Here is an 11,675-nt window from a genome sequence, read left to right as displayed (position 1 = left end):
ACGCGGACTGCGGTTTTAATTGGGGCCGTTGACGATCCATCAGTTGGTGGCAATGCGGTTTTCCGTGAGCGTATCCGACACCAGATTGCCGCCTTTGATGCGGATGATGCGTTGGGTTCGTGAAGCCAGTTCAAGGTCATGGGTGACCAGTACCAGCGTGGTTCCGGCTTCGCGGTTTAGTTCAAAAATCAGATCTACGACGGTCGCACTGGTGTCGGCGTCGAGGTTACCGGTCGGTTCGTCAGCAAACAGGATTTTGGGCCGATTGGCAAAGGCGCGCGCCAGCGAAACCCGTTGTTGTTCACCCCCCGAAAGCTGCGTCGGATAATGGTGACCGCGTTGCCCCAGGCCAACGCGCTCCAGCAATTCCTGAGCGGTTTTTTCCACGCGTTTTTCGCCCCGCAACCCCAGCGGAACCATTACGTTCTCCAGGGCCGTCAGGGTAGGGAGGAGCTGGAAATTCTGGAAGATAAACCCCACGTACTGATTTCGAACGGCGGCCCGTTCGTCTTCGCTGAGGGTATCAAGTTTAATCCCGTTCAGGTAAATGCTCCCCGACGAGGCTCGGTCAAGCCCGGCACACAGCCCCAGCAGGGTGGTTTTGCCGCTTCCCGACGGGCCGACAATGGAAAAGGTATCACCGGCCTGAATGTCAAAGCTCACGGAGTTTAGTACCGTTAAAGTACGCCCCCCGCTTTGGTAAGTTTTCGTCAGGTTTTCAGCACGCAGAATACTCATAAGTCAATAGTTAACAGAACAAGTAGATAACCAATTCGTGACCGTTTTATTCACGAGACGGGTGGATAATATGATAAAGGGGTTGAAATAGGGCTAAATGGATAAATAAACCTTATTTTTGTTTGGGAGAGGTCAATACAATTACCTGAAAACGGCACAAATAATGAATTTACAGAAAAAGAGCGCCAATTACAACCTCTGGTTGGTGAGTTGGTTATGGCTGGCCCTGATGTGGGGGTGCAACTCCAAAACAGAAACTAGTCAGACACAGGATGAAAAACCGTCGACGACGGATGCACCGGATAAAAAGGAAGAGAATACCCGCAAAACGATTCTTTTTTTTGGCAACAGCCTGACGGCGGGTTACGGGCTGGACCCCGCCGAAGCCTTTCCGGCTCTGGTCGGCGAAAAAGCCAAAGCTGCCGGCTACGATTACCAAATTGTCAACGCGGGGTCGAGTGGGGAAACAACCGCGGGCGGCAAAAGCCGAATCAGCTGGGTGTTGCGCAAACCCGTCGATGTATTTGTGCTCGAATTGGGGGCCAACGACGGTCTGCGGGGTATTCCGCTCGATGATTCCCGGAAAAATCTGCAAGCCATCATCGATACCGTTCGGCTGAAAAGTCCACAGGCCCAGATCGTTTTGGCCGGGATGCGCATTCCGCCCAACCTCGGACCAGATTATTCGGAGCAGTTTTACAAAATGTACACCGATTTGGCCGATAAGAATAAAACCGTACTGATTCCCTTTCTGCTCGAGAACGTCGGTGGAATCCGGAAACTGAACCAGCCAGACGGAATTCACCCTACGGCGGAGGGGCACCAAATTGTGGCCGATAATGTGTGGAAAGTACTGGAGCCGGTACTACAAAAACAACAGTTATAACTCTACTACTTCTAAAACCTGTCAGGTCTGGGCGATCTGGAATAGCCTCGCTTTAAAGACTTGGCAGGTTTACGGTTTTAAGACTTAAAATTTCTCTTGCCATAACCGCCGTGCGCAAACTCCTGAATAACCTGACTTTCCGCGTACTCGTCGCCATTACGCTCGGTATTATCGTTGGCCATTTTTTTCCGGAAACAGCCGCCAAACTCAAGCCGCTGGGGGATATATTCATCAGCCTGATCAAAATGGTGATTGCGCCCATTATTTTCCTGACCATTGTGTTGGGAATCAGTAATATGGGTGATTTGAAGAAAGTAGGTCGGGTAGGTGGGAAGGCGTTGCTGTACTTTGAAATTGTCACAACGCTGGCTTTAATTATCGGGATCGTGATTGCCAACGTTGTAAAACCCGGTGCGGGGGTGCAGGCAACGGCTGTGCAGGGGGGCGATGTTTCGATGTATACCTCCCAAGGCCAGGGAATGGACTGGGTTAAATTTTTCCTGCACATCGTTCCGGACAATGCCATCCGATCCTTTGCCGAGGGCGAAATTCTCCAGGTGCTGGTGTTTTCAGTTCTGTTTGGTGTGGGCCTGACGCGCATGGGCGAACGGGGCCATTCGCTGATTGCTACTTTCGAGAAGCTATCGCGGGTATTTTTCAACATTCTCAATGTGGTAATGGTACTGGCACCTCTGGGAGCGTTCGGCGGGATGGCGTTTACCATTGGCAAATACGGACTGATGACGCTTCTGCCATTGGCGAAACTGATGGGAACGGTTTACGCAACAATGTTTCTGTTCATTTTTGTCGTGCTAAATCTAATTTTACGTTATTACCGGGTCAGTTTGTGGAAGGTTCTGAAGTACATCAAAGAGGAATTGCTGATTGTGTTCGGAACGTCTTCGTCGGAGTCAGCGCTGCCGCAGATTATGGATAAACTCGAAAGCATGGGATGTTCGCGGTCGGTGGTGGGGCTGGTGGTACCGGCGGGGTATTCATTCAATCTGGACGGTACAACGATTTACCTGTCGATGGCCACTATTTTTCTGGCGCAGGTTTTCAATGTCGATCTGACGCTGGGGCAGGAGCTGACCATTATCGGTATTCTCATGGTGACGTCGAAAGGAGCAGCGGGCGTAACGGGCAGTGGTTTTATCGTGCTGGCTTCTACGCTGACCGCCGTGCACGTCATCCCGGTTGAGGGGCTGGCGCTGTTGCTCGGTGTTGATCGGTTTATGTCGGAAGCACGTTCGATTACCAATATCATCGGAAATACCGTTGCAACCATTTTTATCGCCAACAACGAAAATGAGTTTGACCGGACAAAAATGCAAAAAGCGTTTGGTGAGCAGGATAAGGAAGAACTGACGAATTACAAATACTGACGGTTTGCTAAAAAAGCCTTTGGGGTGGTTATAAAAAATGTATTTTTGTTTGCAGGTGCCGTAAATCAGTATCAAGTTTAGTGCAATCGACGTCAGGAATGAGAGTATCGGGAATTTGGGCAGGGATTTTTGCCATTTTGATTAGTGCTGGGTGTAATTCGAGTGAGGAGAAAAAATTGAACCGGTCGGCCAAGGCCATGCACAATTGTGCGGAAGATCAGGTCTTGAGCCCGTCAGAAGAACGGTCCATTCGCCAGGAAATCGGTGCTGATGAAAAAATCCGTAAAATTGAAGCTATCGTTCAGGGCAAGGTCCGGGCGGGTTTCAACGGCAATATTTTGATTGCGCAGAAGGGGGTGATCCTCTACAAAAACTCGTTTGGTTTGTCGCATTTCGAACGTTCTTCCCGCGATACCCTGAACGAACTCTCCAAGTTTCAGCTGGCATCGCTGTCCAAAACATTTACGGCGGTGGCAACGCTCAAATTGATTGAAGCCAAAAAGCTGAGTCTTCAGGATTCAGTTCAGAAATTCTTCCCGGATTTTCCGTATCCTGGGATTTCCATCGAGAACCTGCTGTCGCACCGGAGTGGTTTGCCGAACTATGCCTACGCGTTTGAAGACAGCATGCGAATCAACTTTTACAAGTTCGAAAAACCGTATCCGACCAACGCCGAAATCATGCATTGGTTTGCCAATGTGCATCCAACGCCCCAGCGCTACAACATTCCGGGCCGTACGTTCAGCTACAGCAATACCAACTACTGCGTGCTGGCGGCTATTATCGAGAAAGTGACGGCAATGCCGTTCGACCAATTTATCAAGAAGAATATTTTCGAGCCCCTTGGAATGAAACATACGTGGGTAGCCACCACCCGCAACGATTCCATCAATCAGTACCGCACGGCAGGCTACCAGTGGAACCGCCGAATTCCAAAGGATTATTACGATAACGTGGTGGGTGACAAAGGGATCTACTCCACCGTCGGCGATTTGTTCAGGTGGTACCGGGCGCTCAACGGCGATTGCCTGCTCCGGAAATCATTGCTGGCCGAAGCCTTTCTGCCCCGGAGCTTCGAGCGCAAAGGCACGAGAAATTATGGCTACGGTTTTCGGATGTACGTCGACAGTAAAAACCAGCCGGAATACATTTACCACACGGGTTGGTGGAAAGGCTACAACAGTCTGTTCTGGTTCAGCCCGAAAGATGATTTTGTAATCATTCTGCTGAGCAACCGTTACAACAAATCCGTTTACCAGGTCAAGGAGTTACTGGAAGTGTTGCACGGTCACTCTTCCAATGCCGAACCGGAAGCCGAAACGGGCGAGGTGGATATTTAAACCAAGTCGTGTTTCTCAACGTCCGCGTTGAAATGCAGCCCCCGATTATCGCGCCGGGCCATTGCGGCTTTGATGACCAGATAAGCCACTTCAATCATGTTCCGCAATTCACAAATCCGGTTCGATACTTTCGACTGCCGGTACAGTTCTTCGTGTTCTAAATAGATGAGTTCCAGCCGGTCCAGTGCCCGTTTCATCCGGCGGTTTGTCCGAACAATACCGACATAATTCGACATGATCGACTCCAGTTCGCGCTGCATTTCCGTTACCAGCACCAGCTCCTCGGGGTGCGTGGTTCCGGCGTCATTCCATTCCGGCAGGTTGTCGGGAATCACGGCTTCTTCAAAATGCTCGACGGTTTTCTGGTAGGCCCGGTGTCCAAAAACAACGGCTTCGAGTAACGAATTGGAAGCCAGTCGGTTGGCACCGTGCAGGCCCGTGCAGGAACATTCTCCGGCGGCATACAGGAAATGGATGTTCGTCTGGCCGAACTCGTTCACTTTAATCCCCCCGCACATGTAATGTTGCGCCGGAACAACGGGAATGAAGTCTTTCCGAACGTCGATGCCAAGGTTGTCGCGGCAGTAGGCTGTAATGTTGGGAAAGTGCTCGACAAATTTTCCGAAATCGCAATGCGTCACATCCAGGTAGACGTGCGGGTCGCCGGATTTTTTCATTTCGGAGTCGATGGCGCGGGCCACAATGTCGCGCGGAGCCAGCGACAGACGCGCGTCGTAGTGCTCCATGAACGTCTCGCCCTTTATGTTTTTCAGAATACCGCCAAAACCGCGCACGGCTTCCGAAATCAGAAAGCTGGGCTTTTTGCCCGGTTCGTACAAGGCCGTTGGGTGGAACTGGATGAATTCCATGTCCTTGCAGATCGATTTGGCGCGGTACGCCATCGCAATTCCGTCGCCGGTCGCAATGGTTGGGTTGGTCGTGCTCTGGTAAACATTGCCGATGCCACCCGTGGCCAGGAGTGTCGTTTTGGCCAGGAACTTCTCGACGCGTCCGGTTTGGGTGTCCAGTACGTAAGCCCCGAAGCAACGGTTGTCGGTATCGTAGCGGTGTACGGTTTCGCCCAGGTGGTGCCGCGTGATCAGGTCGACGGCGTAGTAATGCGTGAAAATTTCGATGGAGGGCAACGACTGCGCTTTTTCAAGCAACGCCCGCTCGATTTCGGCGCCCGTAATATCTTTAAAATGCAGAATCCGGTGATCGGAATGTCCACCTTCTTTCGCCAGGTCGTAGTCACCATCGTCTTCCTTGTCGAAGCGCGTGCCGTAGTCGATTAGCTCGCGAATTCGTTCGGGCGCTTCCCGCACCACGATTTCGACCACCTCCCGTTTGCTCAGGAAGTCGCCCGCAATCATCGTATCCTCGATGTGTTTTTCGAAGGAATCTTCCTCGGCCCACACGGCGGCAATACCACCCTGCGCGTACTTGGTGTTGGTTTCGTCGGCCCGGACTTTCGTAATGACGGCAATCCGGACGGCCCGGCCGGTTTCTTCAAAATGAATCGCCAGTTTGGTGGCGTAACTCAGTCCGGCAATTCCGGAACCGATTACAAGGAAATCGAAGTGTTGGGGCATAGGAAGGCAAGCGCTATTCTACTACAATTTATAAGTCGGGTTAATGGATTCAACGTTACAATCCCTTACTCATTTCCAGCATCCGCAACACCGAGGCTTCGGCTTTCACGCGCACGTCTTCCGGGACAAAAATCTCCGGTTTTTCGTAAAACAAGGTGTTATACAACTTTTCGAGCGTGTTCATTTTCATGTATGGACATTCCGAACAGGCGCAGGTGTTATTTTCGCTGGCCGGTGCCGGAATGATTTTCTTGTTGGGTACGGCCTGCTTCATTTTGTGCAGAATCCCGGCTTCTGTTCCAACAATGAACACTTCGTCGGGCTGATCGACCACGTATTTCAATAGCGCCGTGGTTGAGCCCACGTAATCGGCCTGGCTCAGAATATGTTCCTGGCATTCGGGGTGGGCAATGAACTTGGCCGCCGGGTATTTCTGCCGCAGAGCCGTCAGTTTTTCCTGCGAAATGTCGATGTGAACAATGCAGGCGCCATCCCACAAAACCATGTCGCGACCGGTTTTTTTGGCTACAAACCGGCCGAGGTTGGCATCCGGTGCAAAGATAATCTTCTGATCTTTCGGCAGGCTTTCAACAATCTTGACGGCATTCGACGACGTACAGATAATGTCCGACAATGCCTTGATTTCCGCCGAGCAGTTGATGTACGTAATCACGATATGATCCGGATATTTCGCCTTGAAAGCCGCAAACTCATCCGCCGGTGCCGAATCCGCCAGCGAGCAACCGGCGTTCATGTCCGGAATCACCACTTTTTTATCGGGTGAAAGAATTTTGGCGGTTTCGCCCATGAAGTGCACTCCGCAGAATACAATCATTTTGGCATCGGTGGCGGCTGCCTGCTGCGACAAGCCCAGGCTGTCACCGATGTAGTCGGCCAGGTCCTGAATGTCGCTGTCGACGTAGTAGTGGGCGAGAATCACGGCGTTTTTCTCTTTTTTCATCCGCCGGATTTCGTCCATCAAAACCTGTTTATCTTTCGGCGTCGACCGGCTGATGTAGCCGATTTGCCGGATTTCTTCATCTAATGTGAGTGGGATCGTTGCCATAGTGAGTAAACAAAAACTGACGCTAATTTTCTCCGATAAACCCTGGTTTTCTCTGATGAACATTGGAGTAAGCTAGTACGCAGCGTTCATCAGAGGAACGGGAGGGGTTAATAGGCTTTTAAACTCATATCGAGACTTTTCACCTGGTGGGTTAAAGCGCCGGACGAGATGTAATCGACACCGGTTTCGGCATAGGCTCGCAGGTTGGTATCGTTGATGCCACCCGAGGCTTCGGTTACAATGCGCCCGTCGATCAGGTCCACCATTTTTTTTAGTTCGTCGGGTTCAAAATTATCCAGCAGCATCCGGTCGACGTGACCGAGCCGCAGTACTTCCTCCACCTCTTTCTGGTTCCGGACTTCCACTTCAATGGGCAGCGACCGCCCCGTGGTTTCCAGATAAGCAACGGCTTTGGTGACGGCGGCTTCGATGCCGCCCGCGTAATCGATGTGGTTGTCTTTGATCAGAATCATATCGAACAATCCGAACCGATGGTTAACGGCGCCCCCAATTTTAACCGCTAATTTTTCACAGACCCGGAAGTTCGGCGTCGTTTTGCGGGTATCCAGTAGCTGCGCTTTGGTGCCTTCCAGCAAATTCACCATCGTTCGGGTGTGGGTCGCAATACCACTCATCCGCTGCATGCAGTTGAGCACCAGTCGCTCCGCTTTCAGAATGGATTGCGCCCGGCCACTGACCGTCAGCACGATGTCGCCATAGTGAATGGCTGAACCATCCTGAATATTAACGTGAACCTCCAAATCCGGATCTACTTCCCGAAAAACGGCTTCCGCCACTTCAACACCCGCCAGAATTCCGTCCTGTTTCACCAACAGTCGGGCACGCCGTTGAGCATCCGCCGGAATGGTCGATAGGGATGTATGATCGCCGTCACCCACGTCTTCGGCCAAGGCTAGTTGTATAAATTCCTGTAATGTCATGTTTACTTATTTCGGCGAAAGTTAGTAGACTTCTTGAAAAATGCCTGAAAAAAACCGATTTGCTTTCTTGCGGAACAATTGCGAAATTTGTTCCCCTCGTTCGGGCGAGTCGGTTAAAACGTCTATGAAGCAACAACAGCGTACGAACTTAATTCGTTTGATGAGCCTCTTTCTGACCGGGTTGCTCCTGCTGGTTGCATCGGGTGGGCCGTCATGGCTGTCTGTTGAACAACTTCCGGCCCGGCAAACTGTTCAAACGCCGAAAAAGGACACCAAGTCGGATAACCACCAGGAAGCCACTGTTCAGGCTACTTCCTTTGATGCGGTGGTTACCCCCGCGCATACGTTCGGCTTTTCCCAAACGGTTTATCTGCTGCCACCGCCAGTACTCTTTTTTGTACTGAAACAGACGGTAATCCCCCGTTTTTTTGAAATACCGTATTTTTATTTCTCGTTCCTCTGCTACGTTTTTGGGCATCACATAGCCATCAATGCGCCCTGATTTTTGTGCTTCTGAAGTGAGATGTTAGACAGAAGATAGCAGACAAAAACCGCACCAATACGGTTTTACTGCATCTTAGGTGTCAACGCACTCCATCCATTCTCTTTTCCTATTTATCTCAAATCTTTTCTCTTTATTCTTAATCAATAATGCAAAACCGAGTCGGAATACTCATTCTGACGGGTGTAATTGCGCTTTTGTGCATTTACTATCTGTCTTTTACGTTCGTGTCGAACAGCATCAAACAAGACGCGACGAACTACGCTACGCTTGCCAACGGTAATGTCGACCTTGATAAAAAGCAACATTACATCGATTCGCTCTGGAAAGAGCCAGTTTATCTGGGCAATACCCTGGAGGAAGTAACCACCCGCGAGCTGGGCTTGGGTCTTGACTTACAAGGCGGTATGCACGTGGTGCTGGAAGTTTCTCCCGCCGACATTCTACGTGGCTTGGCTGGTGGAACGCGGGACCCAAAATTCGAACAGGCGTTGAAAAAAGCAACGGAAGACCAAAAGTCTAGCCAGTCGAAATATGTGGACCTGTTCATCAGTGCTTACAAGGATATTGCTCCTAACACGAAGCTGGCGTCTATTTTTGCCAACAGTGCCAACCGGGGTAAAATCAACTTCCAGTCGTCGGATGCCGAGGTTCGGAAAATGATCAATGACGAGGTCGACGGTTCACTCAGCCGGGCGTTTCAGATCATCCAGGCACGGGTAGATAAATTTGGAGTGGCAAACCCGAACATTCAGCGGTTGCCGGGTTCCGGTCGGATTTTGATTGAGTTGCCGGGCGTTGACAACCCCGAGCGGGTGCGTCGCCTGCTGTCGGGTGCGGCTAAACTGGAGTTCGCTGAAGTGTATACGCTGAACGATGTGGCCGGTGGTCTGGATCAGTTGGGTGCTTACCTGGTGCAGATTGAAGCCGAACGGAAACAGGCAGCCGCCCAGAAGTCCGCTAGCCCCTCCGCAACGACCGATACAACGAAACAAGATAACTCGCTGGCGGCCCAATTGGCTCAGAAAAACCAGGCCGCTAAAAATGATACGGCTAAAACCGATACGTCGGCAACGGCAGCCCAAAATGCGGCTTTGACGAGCTTATTTGTACCCATTTCGCAAAACCAACTGGGTGTGTACCTGAAAGACACGGCGCGGGCCAATGATATCCTGAGCAGTCCGAACGTAAAAGCCCTGTTCCCGGTGGATGCGGTGCTGCTGTGGGACCGCAAGCCGATCGTTACCAACGATAACAAAGAAATTCTGCCCCTGTACTTTATCCGCAAACCGGCAGGAAGAGCTCCGCTGGAAGGTGATGTGATTGTGGATGCAACGAATGATTACGATGATCGCGGCCGTCCGGAAGTGACGATGCGTATGAACGCTGAAGGAGCCCGCAAATGGCGTACCCTGACGGCGGCCAACATCAACCGGCCGGTAGCGATTATCCTGGATAACCTGGTCTATACTGCACCGACGGTTCAGAATGAGATTCCGAATGGTAGCTCCAGCATTTCAGGAAACTTTACCGTTGATGAAACCAAGGATATGGCCAATATCCTAAAAGCCGGGAAGCTGCCCGCACCGACCAACATTGTGGAAGAGGCCGTTGTAGGAGCTACGCTGGGTTCGGAAGCCGTTTCGGCCGGGGTGATTTCGTCGCTGGTTGGTCTGGTGATCGTACTGGTCTTTGTGGTGGCTTATTATGGCCGGGCCGGTTTTATTGCTGACTTGGCGCTGTTTGTCAACCTGTTCTTCCTGCTGGGTATCATGGCTTCGCTGGGAGCGGTGTTGACCATGCCGGGTATTGCCGGTATCGTGTTGACGATCGGTATGGCCGTCGATGCGAACGTACTGATTTTTGAGCGGATCAAGGAAGAAATGGCGCTGGGCAAACCGTTCAAGCAGGCCATCGCCGACGGTTTTACGAATGCTTATTCCTCTATTATCGACTCCAACGTAACAACGCTGCTGACGGGGGTCATTCTGTTCATCTTCGGAACGGGTCTGATCCTGGGCTTTGCAACAACGCTGGTGATTGGTATCCTGACATCGCTGTTCGCGGCCATCTTCATCACCCGGATTATTCTGGAGCAGTATGTGAAAAATGGCCGGACACTGGCGTTTGGTACCAGCTGGTCGAAAAACCTGTTCAAAGATTCGGCTTTCGATTTCGTGTCGCGTCGTAAACTGTATTACACGATTTCATCGACCATCATTGCCTTGGGAATCATTTCCGTCCTGTTCAAGGGCTTTGGCTTGGGGGTCGACTTCAAAGGTGGTCGGTCGTATGTGGTGCGTTTCGAGAAAAGCGTCAGTACCGACGAAGTACGGGACGCCCTGGAAAATGAACTGCCGGGCTCGCTGGAAGTAAAAACCTACGGCGGAACGGGTGTGGGCGGTGCCAGTCAGGTTCGGGTAACTACCAGCTACCTGGCGGATGACATCAACCCGGAATCGGATAAAGAAACCGAGAAAAAACTGCTGGCCGGTCTGGGCAAAATTCAGGGTAACAAAGGGTCGATTGAAAGCTCGCAGAAAGTGGGCCCGGCTATTGCCAACGACCTGATTTACTCGGCCATGTGGTCGATTCTGCTGGCGGTTGCGGTGGTATTCAGCTACATCCTGATCCGGTTCAAGAAACTGGCGTTTGGTTACGGCGCCGTAGTGGCCCTGTTCCACGATGTTTTGATCATTCTGGCTATCTTCTCGATTGGCAACGGTTTTCTGCCGTTCTCACTCGATGTCGATCAGGCGTTTATCGGTGCTTTGCTTACCATCATGGGGTATTCGATGAACGATACCGTTGTGGTCTTTGACCGGGTTCGGGAGTACCTGCGCGATACGAAGGGCCGGAAAGAAAGCATTGCGGTTATCATCAACAATGCTTTGAACAGCACCCTGAGCCGTACGGCTGTAACGGGACTTTCTACGATGCTGGTGCTGATCGTCCTGTTTATCTTCGGGGGTGAAACCATCCGTGGTTTCTCGTTCGCGATGCTGATCGGGGTCATTGTCGGAACGTATTCATCGCTGTTTGTGGCAACGCCAATCGTGGTTGACGCCCTGAACAAAGATCAACTGAATGATACGCCAACAACGCCCGAAATTGTGGCCAAGAACACCAAAACGGCACGTGCCTAATTGAGTATGAGACGAAAAAGCTGAACTGTGAGGTTCAGCTTTTTCGTTTTTCTGCGAATTATTTTGTAGCATTACTGCC

General features: G+C 51.3%; 9 protein-coding genes. 5 read left to right on the top strand and 4 right to left on the bottom strand.

The genetic code is table 11. The features are described from left to right. Positions 1–39: 39 nt before the first annotated feature. On the bottom strand, positions 40–738 hold the full coding sequence (locus ACYVH9_RS17340) for an ABC transporter ATP-binding protein (protein ID WP_460637655.1): 699 nt from the start codon (positions 736–738) through the stop codon (positions 40–42). A 163-nt stretch (positions 739–901) separates the two neighbouring features. Between ACYVH9_RS17340 and ACYVH9_RS17335 the strand changes: the two genes are divergently transcribed. The 3 genes from ACYVH9_RS17335 (at position 902) to ACYVH9_RS17325 (ending at position 4,349) form a co-directional block, all read left to right on the top strand. Further along, positions 902–1,624, top strand: coding sequence for an arylesterase (locus ACYVH9_RS17335; protein WP_460637654.1), 723 nt, complete (start codon positions 902–904; stop codon positions 1,622–1,624). A gap of 110 nt (positions 1,625–1,734) precedes the next feature. Continuing rightward, positions 1,735–3,009: a dicarboxylate/amino acid:cation symporter gene (locus ACYVH9_RS17330; RefSeq protein ID WP_460637653.1), complete on the top strand. Its 1,275-nt coding sequence runs from the start codon at positions 1,735–1,737 to the stop codon at positions 3,007–3,009. Positions 3,010–3,206: 197 nt separating this feature from the next. Next, positions 3,207–4,349, top strand: coding sequence for a serine hydrolase domain-containing protein (locus ACYVH9_RS17325; protein WP_460637652.1), 1,143 nt, complete (start codon positions 3,207–3,209; stop codon positions 4,347–4,349). On the opposite strand, the gene nadB is transcribed toward ACYVH9_RS17325, so the two are convergent. From nadB to nadC, 3 genes are all read right to left on the bottom strand, one after another. Beyond that, the gene (gene nadB, locus ACYVH9_RS17320; RefSeq protein ID WP_460637651.1) at positions 4,346–5,941 is read right to left on the bottom strand and encodes an L-aspartate oxidase; all 1,596 of its coding nucleotides are present in this window, start codon (positions 5,939–5,941) and stop codon (positions 4,346–4,348) included. The two genes, ACYVH9_RS17325 and nadB, sit on opposite strands and share 4 nt — an antisense overlap. 55 nt (positions 5,942–5,996) lie before the next feature. Next, entirely contained in the window at positions 5,997–6,920 is a 924-nt protein-coding gene (nadA, locus tag ACYVH9_RS17315) for a quinolinate synthase NadA (RefSeq protein WP_460638157.1), read from the bottom strand. Between the two features lie 194 nt (positions 6,921–7,114). Beyond that, positions 7,115–7,948: a carboxylating nicotinate-nucleotide diphosphorylase gene (gene nadC / locus ACYVH9_RS17310; RefSeq protein ID WP_460637650.1), complete on the bottom strand. Its 834-nt coding sequence runs from the start codon at positions 7,946–7,948 to the stop codon at positions 7,115–7,117. A gap of 124 nt (positions 7,949–8,072) precedes the next feature. On the opposite strand from nadC, the gene ACYVH9_RS17305 reads away from it, so the two are divergent. Then, positions 8,073–8,450, top strand: coding sequence for a hypothetical protein (locus ACYVH9_RS17305; protein WP_460637649.1), 378 nt, complete (start codon positions 8,073–8,075; stop codon positions 8,448–8,450). Positions 8,451–8,599: 149 nt separating this feature from the next. Then, on the top strand, positions 8,600–11,596 hold the full coding sequence (gene secDF / locus ACYVH9_RS17300) for a protein translocase subunit SecDF (protein WP_460637648.1): 2,997 nt from the start codon (positions 8,600–8,602) through the stop codon (positions 11,594–11,596). Positions 11,597–11,675: the final 79 nt, after the last annotated feature.

It is taken from the genome of Larkinella harenae, from assembly GCF_054780515.1.
The sequence above is the reverse complement of the archived record's forward strand: the minus strand, read 5'-3'. Positions and strand labels throughout refer to the sequence as shown.

Coding starts and splice junctions, on each gene's coding strand:
- ACYVH9_RS17340 (WP_460637655.1), bottom strand. CDS start 738: ATGAGTATTCTGCGTGCTGAAAACCTGACGAAAACTTACCAAAGCGGG.
- ACYVH9_RS17335 (WP_460637654.1), top strand. CDS start 902: ATGAATTTACAGAAAAAGAGCGCCAATTACAACCTCTGGTTGGTGAGT.
- ACYVH9_RS17325 (WP_460637652.1), top strand. CDS start 3,207: ATGCACAATTGTGCGGAAGATCAGGTCTTGAGCCCGTCAGAAGAACGG.
- nadB (WP_460637651.1), bottom strand. CDS start 5,941: ATGCCCCAACACTTCGATTTCCTTGTAATCGGTTCCGGAATTGCCGGA.
- nadA (WP_460638157.1), bottom strand. CDS start 6,920: ATGGACGAAATCCGGCGGATGAAAAAAGAGAAAAACGCCGTGATTCTC.
- nadC (WP_460637650.1), bottom strand. CDS start 7,948: ATGACATTACAGGAATTTATACAACTAGCCTTGGCCGAAGACGTGGGT.
- ACYVH9_RS17305 (WP_460637649.1), top strand. CDS start 8,073: ATGAAGCAACAACAGCGTACGAACTTAATTCGTTTGATGAGCCTCTTT.
- secDF (WP_460637648.1), top strand. CDS start 8,600: ATGCAAAACCGAGTCGGAATACTCATTCTGACGGGTGTAATTGCGCTT.